At 65.2% G+C, this 22,869-nt stretch carries 22 protein-coding genes; 9 read left to right on the top strand and 13 right to left on the bottom strand.

Annotation, left to right across the window (positions count from 1 at the left end):
- Nucleotides 1–45 precede the first annotated feature (45 nt).
- Nucleotides 46–1,104: a ribosome small subunit-dependent GTPase A gene (gene rsgA / locus VGN46_RS19355; protein ID WP_331646276.1), complete on the top strand. Its 1,059-nt coding sequence runs from the start codon at nt 46–48 to the stop codon at nt 1,102–1,104.
- Here the strand turns inward: rsgA and VGN46_RS19360 are convergent.
- From VGN46_RS19360 to VGN46_RS19375, 4 genes are read right to left on the bottom strand one after another with little or no spacing between them, the layout of a single operon-like run.
- Nucleotides 1,101–2,117, bottom strand: coding sequence for a spore coat protein U domain-containing protein (locus VGN46_RS19360; RefSeq protein ID WP_331646278.1), 1,017 nt, complete (start codon nt 2,115–2,117; stop codon nt 1,101–1,103). The two genes, rsgA and VGN46_RS19360, sit on opposite strands and share 4 nt — an antisense overlap.
- Nucleotides 2,114–4,432 (bottom strand): fimbria/pilus outer membrane usher protein, encoded by a 2,319-nt coding sequence (locus VGN46_RS19365; RefSeq protein ID WP_331646280.1) that lies wholly within the window; start codon nt 4,430–4,432, stop codon nt 2,114–2,116. The genes VGN46_RS19360 and VGN46_RS19365 overlap by 4 nt, the downstream gene beginning before the upstream one ends.
- Nucleotides 4,416–5,147, bottom strand: coding sequence for a molecular chaperone (locus tag VGN46_RS19370; protein ID WP_331646282.1), 732 nt, complete (start codon nt 5,145–5,147; stop codon nt 4,416–4,418). The genes VGN46_RS19365 and VGN46_RS19370 overlap by 17 nt, the downstream gene beginning before the upstream one ends.
- Nucleotides 5,147–5,653, bottom strand: a complete 507-nt coding sequence (locus VGN46_RS19375) for a spore coat U domain-containing protein (RefSeq protein ID WP_331646285.1) — start codon at nt 5,651–5,653, stop codon at nt 5,147–5,149. The genes VGN46_RS19370 and VGN46_RS19375 overlap by 1 nt, the downstream gene beginning before the upstream one ends.
- A 399-nt stretch (nt 5,654–6,052) precedes the next feature.
- Here VGN46_RS19375 and VGN46_RS19380 point away from each other — a divergent pair, with 399 nt between their 5' ends.
- Genes VGN46_RS19380 through VGN46_RS19405 form a run of 6 tightly spaced genes read left to right on the top strand, consistent with a single transcriptional unit; the run spans nt 6,053 to nt 11,063 of the window.
- Nucleotides 6,053–6,988: an alpha/beta hydrolase gene (locus VGN46_RS19380; protein ID WP_331646287.1), complete on the top strand. Its 936-nt coding sequence runs from the start codon at nt 6,053–6,055 to the stop codon at nt 6,986–6,988.
- Nucleotide 6,989: 1 nt separating this feature from the next.
- Nucleotides 6,990–7,400 (top strand): hypothetical protein, encoded by a 411-nt coding sequence (locus tag VGN46_RS19385; protein WP_331646289.1) that lies wholly within the window; start codon nt 6,990–6,992, stop codon nt 7,398–7,400.
- The gene (locus VGN46_RS19390; RefSeq protein ID WP_331646291.1) at nt 7,393–7,587 is read left to right on the top strand and encodes a helix-turn-helix transcriptional regulator; all 195 of its coding nucleotides are present in this window, start codon (nt 7,393–7,395) and stop codon (nt 7,585–7,587) included. Before VGN46_RS19385 ends, VGN46_RS19390 begins: the two co-directional genes overlap by 8 nt.
- 4 nt (nt 7,588–7,591) lie before the next feature.
- On the top strand, nt 7,592–9,160 hold the full coding sequence (locus VGN46_RS19395) for an alpha/beta fold hydrolase (protein WP_331646293.1): 1,569 nt from the start codon (nt 7,592–7,594) through the stop codon (nt 9,158–9,160).
- Complete coding sequence (locus VGN46_RS19400) at nt 9,157–9,891, top strand: ATP-binding cassette domain-containing protein (protein WP_331646295.1); 735 nt, start codon at nt 9,157–9,159, stop codon at nt 9,889–9,891. The genes VGN46_RS19395 and VGN46_RS19400 overlap by 4 nt, the downstream gene beginning before the upstream one ends.
- A complete protein-coding gene (locus VGN46_RS19405; RefSeq protein ID WP_331646297.1) occupies nt 9,888–11,063 on the top strand; it encodes an ABC transporter permease in 1,176 nt (391 codons plus the stop codon). The genes VGN46_RS19400 and VGN46_RS19405 overlap by 4 nt, the downstream gene beginning before the upstream one ends.
- A gap of 72 nt (nt 11,064–11,135) precedes the next feature.
- Here VGN46_RS19405 and VGN46_RS19410 read toward each other — a convergent pair whose 3' ends face one another.
- Nucleotides 11,136–13,250 carry a TonB-dependent receptor gene (locus VGN46_RS19410; RefSeq protein WP_331646299.1) on the bottom strand — a complete coding sequence of 705 codons (2,115 nt, stop codon included), beginning with the start codon at nt 13,248–13,250 and terminating at the stop codon, nt 11,136–11,138.
- Nucleotides 13,251–13,373: 123 nt separating this feature from the next.
- Here VGN46_RS19410 and VGN46_RS19415 point away from each other — a divergent pair, with 123 nt between their 5' ends.
- Nucleotides 13,374–14,210, top strand: coding sequence for a methyltransferase (locus VGN46_RS19415; RefSeq protein ID WP_331646301.1), 837 nt, complete (start codon nt 13,374–13,376; stop codon nt 14,208–14,210).
- 1 nt (nt 14,211) lies between these two features.
- Nucleotides 14,212–14,787 (top strand): pseudouridine synthase, encoded by a 576-nt coding sequence (locus VGN46_RS19420; RefSeq protein ID WP_331646303.1) that lies wholly within the window; start codon nt 14,212–14,214, stop codon nt 14,785–14,787.
- 46 nt (nt 14,788–14,833) lie between these two features.
- Here the strand turns inward: VGN46_RS19420 and dgoD are convergent, their stop codons facing one another.
- The 8 genes from dgoD to VGN46_RS19460 are packed head-to-tail and all read right to left on the bottom strand — an operon-like array spanning nt 14,834 to nt 22,865.
- Nucleotides 14,834–15,985, bottom strand: coding sequence for a galactonate dehydratase (gene dgoD / locus VGN46_RS19425; RefSeq protein ID WP_331646306.1), 1,152 nt, complete (start codon nt 15,983–15,985; stop codon nt 14,834–14,836).
- 11 nt (nt 15,986–15,996) lie between these two features.
- A complete protein-coding gene (locus VGN46_RS19430; RefSeq protein WP_331646308.1) occupies nt 15,997–16,608 on the bottom strand; it encodes a 2-dehydro-3-deoxy-6-phosphogalactonate aldolase in 612 nt (203 codons plus the stop codon).
- Between the two features lie 4 nt (nt 16,609–16,612).
- Nucleotides 16,613–17,422, bottom strand: coding sequence for an SDR family oxidoreductase (locus VGN46_RS19435; protein ID WP_331646310.1), 810 nt, complete (start codon nt 17,420–17,422; stop codon nt 16,613–16,615).
- Nucleotides 17,419–18,312 carry an SMP-30/gluconolactonase/LRE family protein gene (locus tag VGN46_RS19440; protein ID WP_331646312.1) on the bottom strand — a complete coding sequence of 298 codons (894 nt, stop codon included), beginning with the start codon at nt 18,310–18,312 and terminating at the stop codon, nt 17,419–17,421. The genes VGN46_RS19435 and VGN46_RS19440 overlap by 4 nt, the downstream gene beginning before the upstream one ends.
- On the bottom strand, nt 18,312–19,313 hold the full coding sequence (gene araH, locus VGN46_RS19445; RefSeq protein ID WP_331646314.1) for an L-arabinose ABC transporter permease AraH: 1,002 nt from the start codon (nt 19,311–19,313) through the stop codon (nt 18,312–18,314). Before araH ends, VGN46_RS19440 begins: the two co-directional genes overlap by 1 nt.
- Before the next feature lie 4 nt (nt 19,314–19,317).
- Nucleotides 19,318–20,847 carry an L-arabinose ABC transporter ATP-binding protein AraG gene (gene araG, locus VGN46_RS19450; protein ID WP_331646316.1) on the bottom strand — a complete coding sequence of 510 codons (1,530 nt, stop codon included), beginning with the start codon at nt 20,845–20,847 and terminating at the stop codon, nt 19,318–19,320.
- Complete coding sequence (locus VGN46_RS19455; protein ID WP_331646318.1) at nt 20,847–21,839, bottom strand: arabinose ABC transporter substrate-binding protein; 993 nt, start codon at nt 21,837–21,839, stop codon at nt 20,847–20,849. The genes araG and VGN46_RS19455 overlap by 1 nt, the downstream gene beginning before the upstream one ends.
- 27 nt (nt 21,840–21,866) lie before the next feature.
- On the bottom strand, nt 21,867–22,865 hold the full coding sequence (locus VGN46_RS19460) for a 2-dehydro-3-deoxygalactonokinase (protein WP_331646320.1): 999 nt from the start codon (nt 22,863–22,865) through the stop codon (nt 21,867–21,869).
- Nucleotides 22,866–22,869 lie beyond the last annotated feature (4 nt).

Genomic DNA, 22,869 nt, shown 5'->3' on the forward strand with positions numbered 1-22,869 from the left:
CCCGGCGAGGCTGACTTCGGGCGTAGAGCGGGCATAATCGCGGCCATGACCGACCCTGAAGGCCTGGCGCGACTGCGCCATATCGGCTGGCGCGATAATGCGCTGCCCAACGACCCACGCCGCCTGGCGCGCGTGGTGGTGCAGCATCGTGCCGGCTACGAGGTGCACGACGGCGCCACGGCGTTCAACGCCCAGCCTGCCGGCCAGTTCCTCAAGCGCGGCCTGGACCCGGTCCTGCGCCCCGCCGTGGGCGACTTCGTCCTGCTTAGCCATGCGAGCCATCCGGTCATCGAGGAGATCCTCCCGCGCCGCTCCACGCTGACCCGCGCCGCCGCCGGCGAGCGCTACGAGCGCCAGGTGATCGCCGCGAACATTGACTACGTGCTGGTGCTGACGGGCCTGGACGGCGACTTCAATCCCTCGCGCATCGAGCGTTACCTGACCCTGGTCGAAGGTTCGGGCGCGAAATCGGTCGTACTGCTGAGCAAGGCCGATACCGGCGTTGACGTGGAGGCCTCCGTGGCCGCCTTGCGTGCGCGCTTGCCGGCCGATGCGGAAGTGCACGCGATCAACGGCAAGGATCCTTCGACCGTGGCCCTGCTGGCGCCGTACCTCGGCCCTGGCATGAGCGCGGTGCTGGTCGGTTCCTCGGGTGCGGGCAAATCGACACTCACCAATACGCTGCTGGGTGAGGAGCGGATGGCGACGAGCGCCGTGCGCTCACACGACAGCCGTGGCCGGCATACCACGACGCATCGCGCGCTGCTAAGCCTGCCCACCGGCGGCTGCCTCATCGACACGCCGGGCATGCGCGAGCTGAAGCTGACCGGCGAGGAAAACCTCGACCTCTTCGCCGATATCGAGGCGCTTGTCGCCCAGTGTCGCTTCACCAATTGCGGCCACGGCAAGGAACCCGGCTGCGCGGTGCAGGCCGCGCTCGAATCGGGGGAGCTCTCACCGCAGCGCTGGCGCAACTTCCTCAAGCTGCATGAAGAACGCGAAGAGCAGGCGGCGACGATGGAAGCGCGCCTGCGCCGCAAGACCGGGTCGAAACCCGGCGGTGGTAAGCCGCGTCGCGGCGGCTGGTCGCACGACGACGATTAGTACGTGACCGTGATGGTCACGATATCGCTGTAGGTGCCCGCGACGGCCGCGGCCTGGATCGGCACGCGCCCATAGACGGTCAGGGTTTGTTCCGCACCACTGCCGGTGCCGGTCATCGTGTCGGTGTTCAGCGCCGTGCCCCAGCGCAGGGTCCGCTGGGTATCGCGATAGAGTTCGTAGGTGACGAAACGCCCCCCGCCCGCCATGCGACGGACGCTGCCCGAGGCGTTCTGCCCGTTATCCAGACCGATCTGATAGGCCGCGCGGTTGGTGCAGGTGGCACGCACCAGCGAGGTCTGGTCGGTGTTACTCCGCAGCAGGCCCGGCACCGAGCCGAAGTTCAGGTCGGTCGCTGTCGCCAATGTGCATTTCGCGGCCACCGATGCCGTTACCGACGTCGACGGACCGGCCACGGTGGCGGCAGCGACGGTGCCGCCAGCCGTGCAACTGGTGGGGTAAGTGCCCAGGGCCAGCAGCGCTTCACTGTAGCTGTAAGTGACGGCGGTACCCGCCGTGCCCCCGACGATTGTGCCTGTGTACGAACCCGGCGACAGCGTGGATTGGCCTGCGGTCACCCGGCCGTATGCGGTGACGCTGCCGGTGACGGCGCTGCCGTTATTCAGCAGCGGCACGAACGCGGTCACCGTGAGTGGCGAGTAGGTGACGTTGTTCACCACCCCCCATATCGCCGTGCGGTTCGCGTCCTTGTACACGTTGTACTGCATGAGGTCGGTCAGCGGATCGACCAGGGTGCGCGGCGCGAGGTTACCCAGCGCATCCTGGCCCAGGCTTACGCACATCGTGATGTAGCTGCCGTAGAGGATGCCGAGGAAGCCGCTATAGGTGCAGCTGTAGTTGATCGTGGCGGTCGTATCGACCGCGGTGCCGGTCGGGTCCACCGCACCAAACGCCAGGTTGGTGATACTCGTGATGCCGCACGTGGTCGTGGCCTCGGCACGCGGTGCGGCAACGAGCGCCGCAAACGCCAGCAGGCATAGCGCGATCCATTTCATGGCGATGGCCTGCATGGAAGTGGACCAAGTTGCGGGAGATCGCGCGCGCTCGCGGGGTAGCTGAGCGTTGCTGTGCAACGCGAACCATCGGGCTTGGTGACCGTGAGCTGCGTGCTGCCCTTGAGGTTATCGAGATAGGCCTGGCCGTCATAGCCGACGATAGCCGGTTCGCCGCGACCGGTTTCCACGACGGATCCCAGCGGTAGCGGCGCACCTTCGCCATCGACGAGGATCGCCAGTGCCGCACGCACCCGCACCACGGGGAAGCGCACGATGACGCCCGAGCGATCCGCTGGCGCGACGACGCTATCCACACGCTGCACGCGCTCATCCGCTGGCAGGTCGATCGGATCGATAGCGAGGCGGTTGTCCTGCCAGGCATTCAGGCGCGAGACGAGCAGCAGGCCGCGACTATCGGTGACACCGGTGCGGCGATTTTCCAGGAGCACCGGAATATCCGGCGCACCTTCGGTGGACACGAGGGCAAACGCATCATCGATGCGTCGCGCCGCGAAGACGTGGCCGCCCATCAGCACCAGCGCGCCGTTCGCATCGGCGTAGGTATACGACGAAGGCCCGATCGTGCTGGCGCCGAGGGTCAGCTGGCCGTGGTTACCCAGCCAGCCGACCTCGCCGAGACCGCCACTGGCTTCGCCACTGCGGCCTTGCGCGTGCCAGCCAAAACCGCCATCGCCATCGATAGGACGGCTGGCGTCGATCGTGCCGAAGGTCTGGTCGCGATCACGCTGCGCCGATGCGGTGTACGTGGTGCGCTCGTCGAGCGCCCAGGTCACACCGAGGAAGAAGCTATGGTCGGCGCGTTCATCGAGGTTCTGGTTGAGGCTGGCGTTTACCGCGATGCCCCGGCGCAGGTTGCGCAGCACGAACAGGCCGGCGTAGCGGGTGACCGGCTGACCGGGGTAACGCAGGCGTATGTAGTTCGCGCCGAAACTCGATTCGCGCACGTTGAAACCGACCAGCGCCCGATCGCTGGCGCGCGGCGGTGGTGAGCCATAGCTCGACGCCACGTCACGGTAACGGTCGTTACTACGCAACGTATCGATCGAGAAGTTCATGAAGCGGCCACTCCATGAAAAGCCTGCGCCGTATTGCGCACCGCCGTTGCGCGAACCAGCATACGAGGCATTCAGCACGCCGGCACCGAAAGGATTCCACACCGCACCAAAGCCCGCCGTGCTGCGACTGGCGCCCCCTTCAGCGTGAGTTTCCAGGGTGAGGTGGTCGGTGACCCCGCGGCGCCACGTGCCGCTACCTACCGGATCGTCGCCATACGCGAAGGAGTCGAGCCCGTACGCCTCGCGCACGGTACCGAGCTCCACCGACCAGTCATCGAGGCCCGCGCGAAGGAGCTGCCGTGCCGCGTAAAAGGGGAAGGTCACGGTACTGGTACGACCCAGCGCATCGGTGAGGACGACCTGCGCCTGGCCGGCCTGGTCCACACCGGGTACCGCGGTCAGCTGGAAAGGACCCGGCGGCACCTTGCCCGTGTACTGGCGAATGCCGTCCACGTAAAGATCCACGGAGGAAGGCGCAGTGGCCTGGCCAAAGAACTGAGGCAATGGTGTCGTGACACGGTACGGCTGCAGGGCGAAATCGGTGCCGAGCGCCACGCCGCCAATGCGTGTCGCGCGGCTCCAGGAGGTGTAGCCGGTAAACGTATCGCCGATGGTCAGCACCGTGGAGCTTTCGGGGAACGACAGCCGCCACTGTGTATCCAGGCGCACGGTGTCGCCGCGCCACGTGCCACCGGCTTCCTGGTAACGGCGGGTCAGCGAGGTGTTGCTCAGCACGCCCTTGTCATCGCTGAAAGCGCGCAGCTCGGCGAGGCCGCTCACATTGCCCAGGCCGCCACCATGAGCCGCATAAACATCGTAATTCAGCAATAGGCCGGTACCACTCGTCGCCTTCGTGGCGTTGCGTTCCGGCTGGTTCAGGATGCGCCTTGGGAGGTCAAGCTGGCCGGTGGGCACGTCGATCGTGACCCGTTGCTGGCTCGCGTCATAGCCATAGCGCAAGCCATCGATTTCGCGCAGGCAACGCATCTCGTCGCCAGGTGGCAGCACGAGGCCCAGGCCACGCAGGTCAGCGGCATTCGCACACAACACCTGGCCGCGGCGGATGAAATGCATAAGGCGTTCGGTCGCGGTGCCGTTGAGCACCACTTCGAGATAGAGATCTTCACCGGACATGCTCACCCGTGGATCCATGCTGGGCGGCGGTATGGCATCGGTGGTGTGATCCAGCGCATGCACGGTGGCGGCCTTGAGCGCGAGGACGCTAGCGGCTGCCAGCATCCATGACCAGGGTCGACTCGCTCGCCTCACCGTTGATCCTCGCGCGTAATGCGCCGGCGCGGCGCGACTCCGGTGGCAGGGGCCAGCTCATGGTGCTACCGGGCAATGCATAGCCCACCAGGCCGGAGAGAAGAGGGGTGTCCTGGCCATCCTCGTGCTGGCTCACATCGGCGAGTTGCGCATGGCCCTTGCCGCTGTTGTGCACGAGGAGCACCATGCCGTCCCCCGATGCCTCGACGCTGGCTCGTAGCGTGGCGCTGACGGTGGGGTCGCCCGCCGGTGCGATGAACACGGGGACTGAATAGCGAAGCACGAACTTCAGGCCGCCCTTGTCAGCACCACCGACAGGTAGTTCATCGACGATGACGCGATAGGCGGCCTCGGTCCCATCCGATGGTGGCGCCACCTGGCGGATGATGCGTACCAGCTGGCGATCGCCCGGTGCGATCGTGACCATGGGTGGGCTTACCACGAGGTCACGCGTTGCTTCGAACACATCCTTGCCACCCGCCTGTGTCCAACGGAAGACGCGCACCTGTGCGTGCAAGGTGTCGGTACCTGTGTTGGTCAACCACAGGGCCTGCGCCTGTTCCGAAGCAGCCACACGCAAGCCGATCGGCGACACCTGCAGGCCACTGGCGACCGCCGTCGGCGCCCCGATCATCGCAAGACACGCGATAAGCGCAGCGAACCACGGCGTTCGCGGGCCAGTCATCAGTACGTGATGGTCGCGGTGATCACATCGGCATAGCTGCCGGCCGGGAAGTTGGTCGATGGCACGCGGCCGAAGACGGGCAAGGTCTGCACGCTACCGGTACCCGTACCGGCGAACACGTTGCCGCTGCCGCCGGTAGTGCTACCCCAGATATCGGCCGCCGTGCGGCCCGCGGCACGGTACAACTGGTACGGGACGAGCGATGTGCCATTGCTCATCTTCCGCGAGTTCGCATCGGTGCCGTTCTGGCCGTTATCCAGCGCGATCGTGTAGGGCGCACTCGGCGTGCAGTTCACATTGAGCGCGCCCTGGTTATCCACATTGGTGGTGGTCGAGGGCTGCGAGCCGAAGTTCACGTCGGTCGGTGCGGTGGTGCTGATATCGCACGCCGCCGTGATCGTGATGCGCACATTGAACGTGGTGGTCGCTGTCGCGGCGTGAGCCGTCCCGGCGACGAAAGCAAACGTGACTGCGGCGGCTAGGGCAAGGCTGCGAATCGTGGTCATGGGAGCTCTCCTGGCGTCCACCGTGAAGGTGTGTCGGCGCGACGTACTTCCGTCACGTGCAAGGTTCGGGACTGAGACGATCCTGGGAAGTGAAATCCCGCGTCTGCTGCCGGATCGGCCTACAGGTGCCGAAATGGCCTACGAAACTGTCAAGCGGGCTTGACTTTCGCCGAGCGGAAATCGGCAAAAAAGCCTGCCGCGACATATAGCTACGGCGGATATTCCACGCATCGTCTGACGTGCCGCGTCGCCTTTCGCCCGGGCGTGTCGGGATCCCGTCAGAAGGTGACATGCGTCACAAAACGGATATGTCAAGGATCCTTGACACGCGATCGTTCTGCGCGCAGGATGATGTCAAGCGTGCTTGACACGCTCCACGTCAACGAAAGGAGCTCGACCATGTCGTACCGTATCGTTTTCCGCGCCGCCGCCCTGCTGATGGCCGTTTGCGCTGCTTCCACCCTGCACGCTGCCACGCCCTCCACCGCCACCATGCAGGCGGCCCAGGCCGTCCAGGCTGGCACGTTGAGCATCGAGCGCCATGGCACCTCGGGCCGGCCGGTCATCCTGATCCCTGGTCTGGCGGTTGGCCCCTGGGTCTGGAAGGACACGATCACGGACCTGGAAAAGAACCACGTCGTTTACGCGGTGACCCTGGCCGGCTTCAACGGGACGCCCGCCCCCTCCGCCGACGGCAACTGGATGGACCGGGCTGATGCTTCACTGGCGGACTTTATCCAGAAGAACCATATCGAAAAGCCCATCCTCGTCGGCCACAGTCTTGGTGGCACCCTGGCCCTGCGTTTCGCCGGCCGCCACCCGGACCTGACCGGTGGCGTCGTCGCCGTGGATGGCCTGCCGATCTTTCCGGGCATGGAGCGGGTGAGCGCCGAGCAGCGCACCGCGATCGCGGCCCAGCTAAAGGCGAAGACGGAGGCTGCGACGCCGGCGGAATTCGAGGCACAGCAGCTCGCGTACATGCAGAAGATCGGCACGCTGGATCCGGCGACGGCCACCCGCGTGGCGCCGCTCAACGCCCGTAGCGACCAGAAGGCCGTCGCGCGTTACATGGCCGAAGATGCCGGGGCTGATTTCCGGCCTGAGCTGAAGGCGGCGAAAGCGCCGATCCTGGAGATCACGGCGTTCGCGGAACAGGATGCGCAGATGGGTCCGGTGAAGATCACCCAGGAACAGAAGGTGGCGTACTACAGCGCGCTGCTGGCCGACGCACCGAACGCGAAGGTGATCGCGCTCGCGCCCTCGCGCCACTATGTCATGCTCGATCAGCCGGCCGCTTTCGGCAAGGCGCTCAACGCGTTCATCGAGGCCCACTGACATGGCGATGCGTGCCGTCCACAAGCGCTACCTGCGCGAGTTCTTCCCAGCCATGGCCGGGTATGTGGTCATCCTGTTCGCCTCGCTGTTCTGGCTCAGGACATTGGATGGCACACTGGCCCGGGCTGCGGTCACCGTGCTGCCCGCCATTCCCATCGCGTTTGTCATCCGCGCTATGGTGCGGGTGATCCGTGACCAGGATGAACTGGAACGGCGCATCGACCTCGAGGCGATCGCGATAGCGGGTGGCATCGGCGTGTTCGGGTTCCTTACCTATGGCCTTTTGCTCAACGCAAAAGTGCTCCCGGATCCGACCGGGGCAGCCGTCGCGATCTGGGTGTTTCCGATCTTGATGGGACTGTTCGGCATCGCCAAGTGCAGCATGCGCTGGTACTACCGCAGCCATGAATAACCGAGTCCGCGAATTACGCACGGCACTGGGCTGGTCCCAGGCCGATCTGGGCGAACGCCTCGATGTATCGCGACAGACCGTGAACGCTATCGAGACGGGCAAGTACGATCCCAGCCTGCCACTGGCGTTCAAGATCGCCGGCGTGTTCTCGCTGTCCATCGAATCCATCTTCACGCCGGGAGCCTGAGGGAATGAAACGCGCACCCCGCATCGCCATCATCGTCGCGATTGTCACGGCAGCCTTTGCCGGCCGCCAGGTGATGCACCGCGGCCACACCGAGGCGACGCCTGCAACGAGCACGGCTGTCGCCGCCGATAGCACGCCGGCCGTTCCGCGTACCTGGCAGTTAGGCTCGCTCACCCTGCATCCGTGCGAACTGGGGCAGCCGCACTCGGGCCTATCCACGGCCGCGTGGTGCGCGCCGTTCCAGGTACCCGAGGACCGTGACCACCCCGAAGGACGCAAACTCGATATGCGGCTGGCCATCGTGCGCAGCAGCGCACAGGTGCCGGCGGGGGATCCGGTCGTGTTCCTGGCCGGTGGTCCAGGCCAGGCGGCGACGGAGACCTACGCCAGCGTGGCGCCGGCGATGGCCCTGGTGCTGGCGCACCGCAACGTCGTGCTGCTCGATCAGCGCGGCACCGGCGGCTCTCATCCGTTGAGCTGCCGCGACGGCGATGACCACGACGTACCGGGGGGATCGGAAGAAAGCAGCGGCGTCGATCTGGACGCCGTGCGCAAGGAGACGAAGCATTGCCTGGATAGCCTCTCAGCCCAGGCCGACGTGCGCTTCTACACCACGACCGATGCGGTGGCCGACCTGGAAGACCTGCGCAAGGCGCTGGGCTCGCCGAAGCTCAACGTGCTCGGCGTATCGTACGGAACGCGCGTCGCGCAGCAATACGCCATGCGCCATCCAGAGGCGATCCGCACGATCGCACTCGACGGTATCGCGCCGAACGCGCTGGTGCTGGGCGAGGATTTCGCCGTGAACCTCGATGCGGCGTTGAAGGCTCAGTTCACCCGCTGCGCCAACGATGAGGCGTGTCGCGCCCGCTTCGCCGACCCGTACCAGACGCTTTACCAGCTGCGCGACGCGCTGCGCGCCAACCCGCACAAAGTCACCTTCCGTGATCCGCAGACCTATGCCAGCACCCAGCGCGTGCTGAGCGAATACGTGCTGGCGACCGTGGTACGCATGTTCGCTTACTCACCCGAAACCGCCGCGCTGCTCCCGCTTTCGATCGACGCCGCTGCGCGGGGCGATGTCGGCCCCTTGCTGGGCCAGGCCAGGCTGCTGACCGGCGACCTGGGCGACACGATGGATGGCGGCATGCAGTACTCGGTGATCTGTTCGGAGGACGCCGACCTGCTTACCTCGCGCCCCCAGGACAAGGACACGATCCTCGGTGACAACATGATCGAGGCATTCCGTGCCGCGTGCTCGGTGTGGCCGCATGGCAAGCGCCCCGCGGATTTCCACCAGCCCCTGCAAAGCCAGGTGCCGGCGCTGCTCATGTCGGGCGAGTTCGATCCGGTGACACCCCCGCATTACGGCGACGAGGTGCTGAAGGGGCTGCCCAACGGCCGCCACTTCGTGCTGCAGGGCCAGGGTCATAACGTGGTGGCACGCGGCTGCATGCCCCGCCTGCTCGACCAGTTCATCGACAAGGCCGATGCGAAAGGGCTGGATGGGAAATGCCTCGAACGGCTTTCACCGGTCCCCGTGTTCGTCGGATTCAACGGAGCGACGCCATGATCGAAGTCAAGGACCTGCGCAAGGCGTTTGGCGCGGTGAAAGCCGTGGACGGCGTGAGCTTCACCGCGCGTGATGGCGAGATCACCGGTTTGCTAGGGCCCAACGGCGCCGGCAAGACCACCACCTTGCGCATGCTCTATACGCTGATGAAGCCGGATACGGGCCAGGTGTTGGTGGACGGCGTCGACCCTGCCGACGATCCCGTCGCCGTGCGCCGCCGCCTTGGCGTGCTGCCGGATGCGCGCGGGCTGTACAAGCGTCTTACCGCCTCGGAAAATATCACCTACTTCGGGCGCCTCCAGGGCATGAGCGAAACAGAGATCGCCCGGCGCCGCGAGGCGCTGATCGATGCGCTGGAAATGCGCGATATCGCCACGCGGCGCACGGAGGGCTTTTCGCAGGGGCAGCGGGTGAAGACGGCGATCGCCCGTGCACTGGTCCATGATCCGCGCAACGTCTTGCTCGATGAGCCGACCAATGGCCTGGACGTCATGGCCACGCGGGCCATGCGCCGCTTCATGCATCAGCTGAAAGCGGAAGGACGCTGCGTGTTGTTTTCCAGCCACATCATGCAGGAGGTCGCTGCGCTGTGCGATCGCATCGTGGTGATCGCGCACGGAACCGTCGTCGCCGACGATACGCCTTCGGCCTTGCTGGAAAAGACTGGCGAGACCAGCCTCGAAGAAGCCTTCGTAAAAATCATCGGTACCGACGAGGGCCTGGCCGCATGAACGCATTCACCGCTGTGTACTGGAAGGAAGTCCGCGAGAACCTGCGTGATCGCCGAACGCTTATCAATGCCCTGATTACTGGACCGCTGCTGGGACCCGTGCTGTTCATCATGCTGATGAACGTCATGGTGAATCGCGAGCTGGCGCGCGCGGACCAGCCGATCAACGTCCCCGTGATTGGCGCCGAGCTCGCGCCGAACTTCATCCGTGCGCTGAAAAGCGCAGGCATCGACGCCGGCGCGACCGTGACCGACCCCGAGCGTGCCGTCCACGATATGCGTGCGGACGTGGTGATCCGTATCGCGCCTGACTATGTCCAGGCCTGGAACAAGGGACAGTCCGTCCAGGTCGAGGTCATCTACGATTCCTCGCGCCGTGATGCGAACACCACGGTGGCGCGCGTCCGCGGTGTGGTCGAGAACTTCGCCCGCCGCGAAGGCGCCATGCGCCTCATCGCGCGTGGCCTCTCACCCTCGACCGCGTGGCCGGTGAACGTCGCCGACCGCGACCAGGCGACCTCGCAATCGCGCTCGGCGCTGATGTTCTCGTTCCTGCCGTACTTCTTCGTGCTTACCGTCTTCATGGGCGGCATGTACCTGGCGATCGACCTGACCGCGGGGGAGCGCGAGCGGCAGTCGCTGGAACCGTTGTTCGTGAATCCGGTGGCGCGCTGGAAGATCCTCGCAGGCAAGCTCGCTGCGATCTGTACGTTCTCGGTCATCAGCCTGTTGCTGAGCGTGGCGGCATTCTCGACTGCCCCGTGGTTCATTCCGACCGAGAAGCTGGGTATCGTGCTCGACCTGGGTCTCCGCTTCGGCGCTCAGGTGGTGTTGCTGATGCTCCCGCTCATACTCCTGCTCGCCGCGTTGCAATCGCTGGTATCTGCCTTCGCCAAAAGTTACCGGGAGGCGCAGACCTACCTGTCGATCCTGATGATCATCCCGATCCTGCCGAGCGCGTTGCTCTCGGTGATCCCGCTCAAGCCGGAGCCGTGGATGTACGCCGTACCCTTGCTGGGCCAGAACCTCGGCATCGTGCAGCTGCTCCGCGGCGATGGCATCACGGGGCAGGAGCTGGTGCTGTGCCTGGCAGGCGGTTTCGCCGCCGCGGCGCTGGCGGTGTGGGCGACGGCCCTGATGTACCGCTCCGAGCGCCTGGCCATCTCCGCTTAATCGCGCGCAAGCGCGCTCCTACATGAGACCTGCGCAGGCTCTTGTAGGAGCGCGCTTGCGCGCGATCCCCGGTCACCGCCAGCTCACATCTATACCAACCAGGAACGTCCGCCCCGGCGCGGGTTCGAAGTACCGCCCATTACCGTCATTGACGATCACCGAGCCAATCACATGCCGGCCGGTCAGGTTGTCCACACGGGCGAAGGTGTTGATGCGCCACGGACCGTCGTCGAACACATAGCCGCCGGACACCCCGAACAGTGCGTAGCCCGGCGCCACCGCCGTGCCGAGATCGTTGGCCGTCGTCGCACCCATGGCGTTCATATCGAAGCCGGCCTGCGCACCGGTCTCGCCGCCGTATTTCAACGCGGCGTACCCCATCGAACGCGGTACGCCGGGAATGCGAGTACCCGCACCGACCGGTGTATCCGGCGCTGCACAGCCAGCGGAGACGCAGGTAAGGAACGGCGTGCGGAAGCTGGCCTGGAGGTGCGTATACGAGACCAGTAGGTGTAGTTCGTTCGCCAGCGTGCCATCGAACGATGCCTCGATGCCCTGCCGGCGCGAGCGCGCGATGTTTTGATACGTGGTGCGCCCACCGACATTGGTCGCCACGGCCAGCTCGTCGTCGCTATCGGCGCGGAACAGGGCGATGCCACCTTTTATTTCGTCGGTGGGCTGCAGCTTGATGCCCACCTCGCTGTTGCGCGATTTCGACGGCTTAAGGTCGAAGGCCAGGCCAGCACCGCCGTCGGCGCGATAGCCGATCTCGGAGAAGGTCGGCGTTTCGAACCCTCGGCCCCAGTTGGCATACACGTGTGCCCACGGCGCGACACGCCACAGCACGCCGAAGACCGGCGTCGTCGCCGCATAGCCTTCCGCGCCACTATCGTCCGGGTTGCCTGGCACGATGTAGCGGTCGCTGGACTGGAAGTGCACATCGCTATGGCGCACGCCGCCCATCAGGGTCCATGCATCGGCGACCCGCCATGTTGCCTGGGCGTACTGGTCGAAATCGAACACGCGATCGATCTCATCGCGACGCAGGACCCCACGTACGCCTAACGTCGTGCCTACGAAGTTGTTGTAGCCCTCGCGGTGCTGGTGCTGGTTGTCATAGGCAACGCCTGCGGCCAGCTCGAAGGGTCTTCCCAGCACCTGGTCACGCCAGGTCCAGCGCGCGTCGCCACCACCATACGCATTGCCGAGGTCGACCACGCCGCCGGCGTTGCCGCGCTGCGAGTTCTGTGTCACTACAGGAATCGACAGGTACTGCGTGACCGTGCGCTGACCGTAGTAGGTCATGACGCGCACGCTGTTCGCAGCGTCGATCCGCTGATCGTAGATGAGGCCGGCCTGCTGCTGGTCGGCCGACTTCCGCGTGTTGAAGGTATCGGCGACCGTCGCGACCTGGCGTGGATCCGCATGGAACTGCGCCTTGGTCAGGCCGAGGGGATCCTGCGCGCCGGGGATATCGACCGCATTCAACACGAGGGTGAGCTTGCGGTCGTCGTCGATCTTCCAGCCCAGCTTCGCGTTGCCCGACTCGCGCCGCGCGGCGCTGTGGTCGCGATAGCCGCTGGTGCGGAAGTGACTAAGGTCCACGTTGTAGTCGACCGGGCCTTCCACGCCACGCGCATTCACCGAGGTGCGAAATACACCGTTGCTACCACCAGCAACGCCAAAGCGCAGCTCGGGCGGCTCGGTCCCGTCGGCGGTGAACAGCTGGATCACGCCGCCCGATGCATTGCCATACAACGCCGAGAACGGCCCGCGCAGTACTTCCACGCGCTCGGCCGAATCGAGATTGAAGTGGGTCACCTGGCCCTGGCCATCGGGCATCGTGGCTGGAATGCCATCGGTATACAGGCGGATGCCGCGGATCCCGAAGGTGGAGCGCGCACCGAACCCGCGGATCGAGATCTGGGTGTCCTGCGCGTAGTTCTGCCGATCGCGTGCGGTGACGCCCGGGATCGACTGCAGGCGCTCAGACAGGTTGACGTCGAGCGTGCCGTCCGGAGGCGTACGCACGCTGTCGATCGCCGCGGGAATGTCATAGGGCGACTGCGCGCTGCGGGTGGCCGTCACCACCACGGGTGCAAGCGGCTGGGCCTGTTGTGCGGCAGCCGAGGCGGCCAGCGCAAGCAGGATGGCGCCCGTGAGGAGGCGGGCCGTGGGGAGCTGCATGGGGATCATCCCTGTGGGGAGCCCCATGATGCTCGTCGATTCGTGAGGGTCGCCGCAAGACACACGTCGTGGTCGGTGTGCCGTGCTAGATTTCCTGCCCTGTCCCCCACGGTGGTAGCCGCCATGAAGAAACTCGTTCTCGCAGGTCTCCTTGGTCTTTCCCTCCCCGCCGCCAGCTTGGCGATGGACGCGGACCAGCCCGCGCAGGCCACCCCGCCGGCCAGCGCCAGCCAGGCCTCCGCTACCCAGCTCGATGCGGCGATCGCCGGCAAGTGGCGCGATCCGAAGAACACCGCGCGCGATCCGTACCGTCATCCGAAGGAAATGCTGACGTTCTTCGGCATCCGCCCGGACATGACCGTGATCGAGATCTGGCCGTCAGGCGGCTGGTTCACCGAGATCCTCGCTCCGTACCTCAATGCGCACGGCCACTACATCGGCCTGGTGCCGCCGGCGTCGAAGAGCAAGACCGCGCTCGAGAACAAGTTCAAGTTCGGTCCGCAGCAGTATTCGAACGCGAAGCTGGTGGAGTTCGACAACAAGCAGCCTACGCTCGGCCCGGATGGCTCGGCCGACATGGTGCTGACTTTCCGTAACGTGCATAACTGGGCCGAGGACGGCAGCGCCGAATCGATGTTCAAGGCCTTCTTCAAGGTGCTGAAGCCGGGTGGTGTGCTCGGTGTCGAAGATCACCGCGCGGACAAGGGCAAGACCCTCGACCAGGTGGTGAACAGCGGCTACCTGCCGACCGACTACGTGATCAAGCTCGCCACCGATGCCGGCTTCAGGCTGGATGGCCAGAGCGAAGTAAACGCTAACCCGAAGGACAACCACGACCACCCGAAGGGTGTGTGGACCCTGCCGCCCACGTATGACCTGGGCGCGACGGATAAGGCGAAGTACACGGCCATCGGCGAATCCGACCGCATGACCCTGCGTTTCGTGAAGCCCGCGAAGTAAGGTGCTGGTCGCCCTGAACAAACCCTTCGGGGTACTGTGCCAGTTCACCGACGAAGCCGGCCGGCGCACGCTGGCCGACTTCGTCACGCAGAAGGGTGTCTATGCCGCCGGGCGCCTTGACCACGATAGTGAAGGCCTGCTGCTGCTGACCGACGACGGGACGCTGCAGCACCGGCTCGCCGACCCGAAGCACAAGCAGCCGAAGACGTACGTGGTGATGGTCGAAGGCACGCCGACCGAGGAGGCCCTGGAGAGGTTGCGCCGGGGTGTCGTGTTGAACGACGGGCTGACGTTGCCTGCCGGTGCCGAGTTGATCGATGAGCCCGAGTGGCTGTGGTCGCGTGATCCGCCTGTCCGGTTTCGCAAGACGGTGCCGGATGCGTGGCTAAGGATTACGTTGAGGGAGGGGCGGAATCGCCAGGTGCGCAGGATGACGGCCGCCGTTGGCTTGCCGACGTTACGGCTGATTCGCGAGGCGATCGGCGATTACCGGTTGGATGGCCTCGCTTCGGGCGAGACGCGCGTCCTCGATGCTGATCGCGCGCAAGCGCGCTCCTACAAGGAGCCGCGCAGGTGACGTTGACCGAGGCCCTGTAGGAGCGCGCTTGCGCGCGATGCGTTCTCTACCACTCCGCGACCGACCCATCCGGGTGGCGCCAAAGCGGGTTACGCCAATCCTGCACCTCGCGGCTGCGCTCGATGATCAGCTCTTCGTTCACATCGATACCCAGGCCCGGGCCGGTGAACGGTTGGGCGTAGCCACCATCATCCAGCTTCAGCGCCTCCTTGTTGCGCACATAGTCGAGAACCTCGCCACCCTTGTTGTAGTGGATGCCCATGCTCTGTTCCTGCAACGTGGCGTTCCAGCTCACGAAGTCGACGTGCAGGCATGCGGCCAGCGCGATCGGGCCAAGCGGACAGTGCGGGGCGAAGGCGACATCGTAGGCTTCGGCCATGGCGGCGAGCTTGACGCACTCGGTGATACCACCGGCATGCGACAGATCCGGCTGGATGATCGAGATGCCACCGCGCTCAAGGACGCCCTTGAACTCAAAACGTGAATACATCCGTTCGCCGGCGGCGAGTGGGATGGAGGTCGACGCGGCGATACGCGGGTAGTACTCCGCCTGCTCGGCCAGCACCGGCTCCTCGATGAACAACGGCCGGAACGGCTCGAGCTCCTTGACCAGCACCTTCGCCATCGGCGCCGAGACGCGGCCGTGGAAATCCAGGCCGAACTCGATGGTCGTGCCGAACGCCTCACGGATTTCGGCGACCTTGGCCACCGCGGCATCCACCTGCTTGCTGGAAGCGATGATGCTCATCTCCTCGCAGCCATTCATCTTGAACGTATCGAAGCCGTGGGCAAGGCGTTCTTTCATCTGCGCGATGATGTCCGCGGGGCGATCGCCGCCGACCCAGCAGTAGGTCTTCATGCGGTCGCGGACACGGCCGCCAAGCAGTTCATAGACCGGCGCGTTGAGTGCCTTGCCCTTGATGTCCCAGAGCGCCTGGTCAATACCGGCCATGGCGCTCATGAATACGGCGCCACCCCGGTAGAAACCACCGCGGTACATCTGCTGCCAGATGTCGTTGATGCGCGATGGATCTTTGCCGATCACCATCTCGGAAAGCTCGTGCACGGCGGCTTCCACCGTCCGTGCGCGGCCCTCGACGACCGGTTCGCCCCAGCCGACCACGCCCTCATCGGTTTCCATTTTCAGGAACATCCAGCGGGGAGCGACGCGGTACGTGGTGATCTTGGTTACTTTCATGCTTTGACCGATTAGACCGAACGGTAGGCTTTGACGAACGCTTCGGCGCGCTCGCGCGTGCGCGATACCGGCTGGCCTGGCTTATACAGATCACTGCCCAGCCCGGCGCCGATACAACCCGCATCGAGGAATTGTCCTACATTTTCCGGCGTCACGCCGCCTACCGCCAAAAGAGGCACATCGGGGGGCAAAACGGCCCGGATCGCCTTGATGTAACTTGGTCCGTAAACGTTGGCCGGGAACAGCTTCAGCGACTGGGCGCCGGCCTTCAGGGCGGCAAAGGCCTCGCTAGGGGTGGTGAAGCCGATCGAGGTGTACATGTCGCGGGCGCGGCCCTGGCGGATCACATCCGGATCGGTATTCGGCGTCACCAGCAGGCGCCCGCCCAGGTCGGCGACGCGGTTGACGTCCTCGGGGGTCAGCACCGTGCCGGCGCCTACCAGGGCGCGGCTACCGGCCGTCTGGGCGGCCATCGGGATGCTGCGTTGCCAGTCCGGCGAGTTGAGCGGCACCTCGATGGCATCGAAGCCGGCTTCAATCAGCGCTTCGACATGGGCGACGATGTCATCCGGCGTGATGCCTCGCAGGATGGCGATGAGGGGGAGCGCGGTTGGCCAGGCCATGGGTTTACTCGTGGTAGAGCTGCGAACGGCCGCCATCGATGCGGATATCGGCAGCGTTGATGTAGCGGGCCTCGTCGGAGGCGAGGAACAGTGCTGTATAGGCGATCTCTTCCGGTTCGCCGATCCGCTTGTTCGGCAGGATCTCGGTCTGCTTGCGGCGCTCGGCCACCGGATCCGCTGCGGCGGCGAAGCCAGCCTCGGCGATTGCGGTCAGCACCAGGCCCGGCGAGATCGAGTTCACCCGGATGTTCTTCGCCGCGTACTCCAGCCCCAGCGCCTTGGTCAGGCCGATCAGGCCATGCTTGGCCACCGGGTAGGGAAAGCAGTGTGGGATGATCTTGTGACCGTGTACGGAGGCGATATTGATGATGCTGCCGTGGCCGACCTCGAGCATGCCGGGAAGCACAGCCTTCGCGCAGTTCCAGGCGCCCTTGAGGTCGACCTCGAAGCAACGCGTCCACTCATCATCGGTCAGCGACAGCGGCTCGTTGAAGACGTTGATGCCGGCATTGTTCACCAGTACATCGGGGGCGCCAAAGCGCTCCGTGGCCACGGCGACCATGCGCTGGATCGCGGCGGGGTCGGTGACATCGGCCTGGACCAGCATGGCGTGTTCGGTGTTGAGTTCGGCGAGGGTCTGGCGCGCCTGCGCGTTGTCCTCAAGCACGTTCAGTACGACCGAGGCGCCATGCGCGGCAAACAGCTTGGCCGTGGCGGCGCCGATACCCTGCGTGGCGCCGGTAATGATCGCTACCTTGCCGGCGAGCCGGGGGAGCGCGGTGGTGCGCGGATCGGGCTTGTTCGTGGTGCTCATGCGGAAACCTTAAGTCCGTAACGCGCCTCGGGGATGCCGTGGCCGCGTGGTGGCGTACCGATGAAGATGGCGCCGTTGATCGGCTCGTCTTCCAGTACGGCTTCGTCGATGTATTTGAACGCGGAAGTGATCACCATGCGATCCAGCGCGGGGCCGGCGAAGGTGACGCAGCTGGGCTGGCGGGCCGGGAGCTCGATGGTGGTGTCTATCGTGCCATCCGGCGCGTAGCGCACCACGCGGGAGGCACCCCATTCGGCATTCCACAGGAAGCCGTCGGCATCGATCGTCGAGCCATCCGGCTCCATGCCCTTGCGCAGTTCGGTGAATACGCGGATCCGGTCCACTTCACCACGGGCGGCATCGTAGTCGCATGCCATGATCTGCGCGGTAGGCGAATCGGTGTAATACATCGTGCCGCCATCGGGGCTGAAGCAGATGCTGTTGGTGATCGCGGCCTTGGGCAGTGCCAGGCGGTGCAGTCGGCGATCGTGGGTATAGCGCCAGAACGAGGCGATCTTCTCCGGCCCCTTCTCATTGAGGGTGCCAAACACGAGGTTGCCCGCACGGTCGCAGCGGCCATCGTTGGCGCGTGTGCCGGGAATATCTGGCTCGATATCCTCGAGCACCTCCAGCACGCCATCGCGGGTGTCGTAAAGCGCCACCTGCTTCTCCAGCGCGAGCAGAAGCACCCCCTTTTCCTGAGTGAGCGCGAAACAGCACACGCGTGCCGGCAGCTTCGCTTCACTGACATGCCCGGTGGCCGGGTCGTAGGCGTACAGGTGCGAGGTGGCGATATCGGTCCAGCGCACCACGTTGGCGAGGTCATCCCAGATCACGCCCTCGGCGTGGGCCTGGCGTTGCGGCGAAAGCGGTTTGAACGAATCGGTCATCAGCGGGACTGCCTGCGGTTCTTGAGCTGGTCGACGAGCACCGCGATCAGCAGGATCGCGCCGCGCACGAGGTACTGGTAGAAGGCGTCGATATTCATGAGGCTCATCGCATTTTGCACGGTGCCCATGATGAGGACGCCAACCAGCACCCCGCTGATGGTCGCGCGGCCGCCCATCAGGGAGACGCCGCCCAGCACGCAGGCCGAGATCACGTTCAGTTCGAAGCCTTCGCCCGCGTTGGGCTGGCCGCTGGTCATGCGCGAGGCCAGGATGATGCCGGCCAGCGCTGCGACTACGCCCTGGATCAGGAAGATCGCGATGCGGACGCGATCCACGGACACGCCCGCAAGGCGCGCCGCATCCGGATTACCGCCGATCGCGAGGGTGTTGCGGCCGTAGATCGTCTTGTTGAGCAACACGCCGAAGACCACGAAGCACGCCAGGGTGACCCAGACCGGCACCGGCAGGCCGAACAGTTCCAGCGCGCCCAGCGTGAAGAAGGCTTCGCTAGTGACGCCTACCGCCTGGCCTTGCGAGGTAATGAAGGCGAGGCCGCGAACGATCTCCATGGTCGCCAGGGTGGTGATCAGCGCATTGATCTTCAGCTTGGCGATGACCACGCCATTCACCGCGCCAATCAGCGCACCGGCGACGAGGCTGGCGGCTATGCCGATCACGACACTACCGGTGGCATTGGAGACGATCGCGCACATGACGCCGGCGAAGGCGACGGTCGAGCCGACCGACAGGTCGAAGTCCCGCGAGGCCAGGCAGAACATCATGGTGCACGCGACCATGCCGATCTGCGACACGGAGAGCGCGAGGCCGACCACGTTGTCCCAACTGAAGAAGTACTGCACCGTGAGGCTCAGCACGGCGAACAGCGCGATGAAGATCAGGATCAGGCTGTAATCATCCACGATCTGCCAGAGCAGGGCGCGGCGGCGGTCGGCCTGCGTCTCGCGGGCAGCGCCGATAGCGGCGGCGTTGGTCTCGGTCATGGCTTCAAACATTCCTCATGGGGGTGGCGCTGGCGCCTTCGGGCAGCGCGGCGGCGAGGACGTTTTCCTCGGTCGCCTCGCCACGGGTGAACTGGGCGGTGATCTGCCCCCGGCACATAGTGATCACGCGATCGGAAACGCCGAGCACTTCCGGCAATTCGCTGGAGATCATCACCACGGCCACGCCGCGCGCGGCCAGCTCGTACAACACGTTATAGATTTCGTTCTTGGCGCCGACGTCGATGCCGCGGGTCGGCTCATCGACGATCAGGACGCGCAAGTCTTTCTCCGCGAGCCAGCGCGAGAGCACCGCTTTCTGCTGGTTACCGCCGGAAAGCAGGCGGATCTCCTGGCGGCGGTGCGGCGTGCGGATGCGCAGGCGTTCGATAAAGCTATCGGCGACGCGTGCCTCGTTGCGGTCGTTGACGAACAGCCCCGCGGTAAGGTGGTTACGCCGTGCGCTGATGTTGATGTTCTCGGACACCGAGCGCACGCCGATGATGCCTTCTTCCTTGCGATCTTCCGGGCAGAAGACCAGGCCGTGGCGGATCGCGTCGCGAATATGGGAAGCCTTTACCGGCTGGCCGTCCACATGCACCTCGCCACCCGTGCGGCGATCGGCACCATAGACCACACGCATGACCTCCGATCGGCCTGCACCGACGAGGCCGAAGAAGCCAAGGATCTCGCCAGCCTTGACGTCGAAGCTCATCGGCTGCGGCACCGCGCGCCCGGTCACGCCCTTGACCGAAAGGCGGACCTGGCCCTGTTCGCGCGGCTTGTAGCCGAAGATATCGCTGATTTCGCGGCCGACCATGCGCTGCACGAGTTCGTCGCGGGTCACGCCTTCCAGGGTGTCGAAATCGGCGACCTTGCGACCGTCGCGGAAGATGGTTGCGGCATCGCACAGCTCGAAGATCTCATCCATACGATGCGAGATGTAGATCATGGCCTTGCCCTGCGCACGCAGGTCGTTCACCAGGCGAAAGAGTACCTCCGTTTCGCGGTGTGACAGCGAACTGGTCGGCTCATCCAGTGCGATAATCTTCGCATCGCGCAGGATCGCCTTGACGATCTCGACCATCTGCCGCTGGCCAATCGAAAGCGACTTCAGGCGGGCGCGCGGATCGAGATCGACACCGAGTGCATCGAGCCGTTCGCGTGTCCATTTGAGCGCCTGGCGCCGGTCGACCATGCCGAAGCGCGTGGGCAGGCGGCCGAGCAGGAGGTTCTCCATCACCGAGAGCTCGGGGACGTACTGCAGTTCCTGGTGGATCACGGCGACACCAGCGCCGATCGCGTCGGCCGCCGTGCGGAAACGCATCACCTCGCCATCGATCGCGACTTCGCCCTCGTCAGGGATGTACTCCCCGCCGAGGATTTTCATCATCGTGGACTTACCGGCGCCATTCTCCCCGAGCAAGCCGTGCACGCTACCGGCGCGCACGGCAAAGCCTACGTCACCGAGCGCGCGCACGCCGGGGAAGGTCTTCCCGATATGGCGAAATTCCAGGCGTGGCGCGATCGTAGCCATCAGAGACCCATTTCCTTACGCACTTCAGCCGCATTCGCTTTGGTGATCAGGCGGCCGGTGGTCAGCGTGAGCGCCGGTGGGGCCTTGTCGTTCTTGATCCACTCGTACATATCGATCGAGGTTTCATAGCCATGGCGCTTCGGGCTGATCAGTACGCTGCCGAAAAAGCCGGTGGCCTCGGCCTTGGCGAACTCGTTCAGGGCCGACTTGCTGCCGCCGATGCCGACGCCAATCATGTTCTCGGCTCGGAAGCCGCGGCCTTCCGCGGCGCGTACGGCGCCCAGCACGGCTTCGTCGTTCAGGCCGAACGCGATCCAGTGCTTGTACTTCGGGTTCTGGGTGATCGCGATGTTCGCGGCGTTGAAGGCGTTCTCGGTATCGGTTTTCGCTTCCGGCGCGTTGACGACATTCGCCTTGGGGAAGCCGGCGGCGGTGAGCGCGGTGACGGCGCCGTCGGTACGGTCCTTGGCGGTCGGGAGCTGGTCGTAGGCGATGCGCAGCGCACCGGTTTCTTCCGGCTTCCAGCCGCGCTTCTTCATCTCGTCGGCGATGGCCTGGCCGACCTGCTCGCCGATCTTGCTGGCGGAGATGCCCATGTGCGGCACCGCGTCGATCGGCTTGCCCGAGCCATCGACGAGGCGGTCGTCCACGGTCATCAGCTTGAGGTGGTTCATCTTCGCCTTGGCGACGATCGAGGGGCCGAGCTTCACGTCTGGCGTGCAGATGATGAAGCCCTGAGCGTGCTGGGATTTCAGGTTATCGATGGCGGTGAGGACCTGGCCGCCATCTGGCGCGCCGATCTTGACCAGGGTGAAACCCTTTTCCTTCGCGGCCTGCTCGGCGTACTTCCACTCATCCTGGAACCAGGGTTCTTCGGGCTGCTTCACGATGAAGCCAATCTTCACCGGATCATCGGCGGCGAACGCCGGGCTGGCGGTCAGCGCCAGGGCCAGCGCAAGGGCTTTGAACCCCAGGGCGATCTTGATGTTCATGCGTTCCCTCCTCGAGTATGTCGCTGATTAGCCGAGCAGACCGCGGCGGCGGGCGATGGTGATCGCACCGTATCCAGCCAGGTCGCGTTGCTCGTCGTCGCCCAGCACCGTGACGGTGCCGGAAAAGAAATCGTCGCCCTCCACCAGCCGGCCGATGGCCTCGCGCAGGATGGGCTTGCCGCTGATGACGAAGCGCGTGCCCGGGCTCATCCGGATCGCGCTGGAATTCTTGAGTGTAAGCAAGTCCGAGCCGAGCACCGCGCCAAGCAGGAAGTTGGCGCGCGCGTTCGCGTCGTACACCGCGAACTGATCGAGGATGCGCACGCTGAAGCAAGCGCGGCCGAGACCGATCTTGTTGGCGGATGCGGCGCCCGCGAGCAGCATCTCGGGATCGATGCGCTTGGCGAAGCCGTCCTTGAGCGAGCCGGCCAGGATGGTGTCGTGCGAGATGACGTGCAGAAGCTCGCCCGCCAGCGTGGTGACGCAGCCGTCGATGCGCTGCTGCGCGTCGATGCTCACGAATTTCGAGTGCGAGCCCGGCAGGACAATGACGGTCGGCTCGCTCAGGTTGAGTCGCTCGATCAGTGCGAAGGACTCGGTCTCCTCGCCGCGCATCATGTCCATGGCTTCGCAATTGTGCAGACCGATGTGGTCGACCTTGTTGCGCACGCCCGGCACGAACCAAATGGGCTGGTGCCAGACGTTTTCCACCAGCGACTCACGCATGGCCTTCGCCAGGTCGTCGATACCGGCGGTAACAGGGATATGAGGGATCTCGCAAAGGCCGACGTTCGACGTGATCATGCCGGAGGCCAGCACGCGGCCGATATCGTCGCGTTCGAGGTTCGCGTCGGCCAGCGCGGCGCCGATCGTTTCGCGCAGGGCGTCTTCGAGCTTGCGGGTGCTTCCCGTGATCGCCGTATCGCGGACGCCGACCTGGGTGGCGGCCTGTCCGATGGGCTGGCCGTCCCGCCACGCGGTGACCCGCGTGTTGGTGGTGCCGGTGTCGATGGTGAGGGTGTTCATCGAA

Source organism: Luteibacter sp. (assembly GCF_036500425.1).
Taxonomy (GTDB): domain Bacteria; phylum Pseudomonadota; class Gammaproteobacteria; order Xanthomonadales; family Rhodanobacteraceae; genus Luteibacter.

Excerpts from the sequence above, each read along its gene's own strand:
- rsgA (WP_331646276.1), top strand. The coding sequence starts at position 46 with ATGACCGACCCTGAAGGCCTGGCGCGACTGCGCCATATCGGCTGGCGC.
- VGN46_RS19360 (WP_331646278.1), bottom strand. The coding sequence starts at position 2,117 with ATGAAATGGATCGCGCTATGCCTGCTGGCGTTTGCGGCGCTCGTTGCC.
- VGN46_RS19365 (WP_331646280.1), bottom strand. The coding sequence starts at position 4,432 with ATGCTGGCAGCCGCTAGCGTCCTCGCGCTCAAGGCCGCCACCGTGCAT.
- VGN46_RS19370 (WP_331646282.1), bottom strand. The coding sequence starts at position 5,147 with ATGACTGGCCCGCGAACGCCGTGGTTCGCTGCGCTTATCGCGTGTCTT.
- VGN46_RS19375 (WP_331646285.1), bottom strand. The coding sequence starts at position 5,653 with ATGACCACGATTCGCAGCCTTGCCCTAGCCGCCGCAGTCACGTTTGCT.
- VGN46_RS19380 (WP_331646287.1), top strand. The coding sequence starts at position 6,053 with ATGTCGTACCGTATCGTTTTCCGCGCCGCCGCCCTGCTGATGGCCGTT.
- VGN46_RS19385 (WP_331646289.1), top strand. The coding sequence starts at position 6,990 with ATGGCGATGCGTGCCGTCCACAAGCGCTACCTGCGCGAGTTCTTCCCA.
- VGN46_RS19390 (WP_331646291.1), top strand. The coding sequence starts at position 7,393 with ATGAATAACCGAGTCCGCGAATTACGCACGGCACTGGGCTGGTCCCAG.
- VGN46_RS19395 (WP_331646293.1), top strand. The coding sequence starts at position 7,592 with ATGAAACGCGCACCCCGCATCGCCATCATCGTCGCGATTGTCACGGCA.
- VGN46_RS19400 (WP_331646295.1), top strand. The coding sequence starts at position 9,157 with ATGATCGAAGTCAAGGACCTGCGCAAGGCGTTTGGCGCGGTGAAAGCC.
- VGN46_RS19405 (WP_331646297.1), top strand. The coding sequence starts at position 9,888 with ATGAACGCATTCACCGCTGTGTACTGGAAGGAAGTCCGCGAGAACCTG.
- VGN46_RS19410 (WP_331646299.1), bottom strand. The coding sequence starts at position 13,250 with ATGCAGCTCCCCACGGCCCGCCTCCTCACGGGCGCCATCCTGCTTGCG.
- VGN46_RS19415 (WP_331646301.1), top strand. The coding sequence starts at position 13,374 with ATGAAGAAACTCGTTCTCGCAGGTCTCCTTGGTCTTTCCCTCCCCGCC.
- dgoD (WP_331646306.1), bottom strand. The coding sequence starts at position 15,985 with ATGAAAGTAACCAAGATCACCACGTACCGCGTCGCTCCCCGCTGGATG.
- VGN46_RS19430 (WP_331646308.1), bottom strand. The coding sequence starts at position 16,608 with ATGGCCTGGCCAACCGCGCTCCCCCTCATCGCCATCCTGCGAGGCATC.
- VGN46_RS19435 (WP_331646310.1), bottom strand. The coding sequence starts at position 17,422 with ATGAGCACCACGAACAAGCCCGATCCGCGCACCACCGCGCTCCCCCGG.
- VGN46_RS19440 (WP_331646312.1), bottom strand. The coding sequence starts at position 18,312 with ATGACCGATTCGTTCAAACCGCTTTCGCCGCAACGCCAGGCCCACGCC.
- araH (WP_331646314.1), bottom strand. The coding sequence starts at position 19,313 with ATGACCGAGACCAACGCCGCCGCTATCGGCGCTGCCCGCGAGACGCAG.
- araG (WP_331646316.1), bottom strand. The coding sequence starts at position 20,847 with ATGGCTACGATCGCGCCACGCCTGGAATTTCGCCATATCGGGAAGACC.
- VGN46_RS19455 (WP_331646318.1), bottom strand. The coding sequence starts at position 21,839 with ATGAACATCAAGATCGCCCTGGGGTTCAAAGCCCTTGCGCTGGCCCTG.
- VGN46_RS19460 (WP_331646320.1), bottom strand. The coding sequence starts at position 22,865 with ATGAACACCCTCACCATCGACACCGGCACCACCAACACGCGGGTCACC.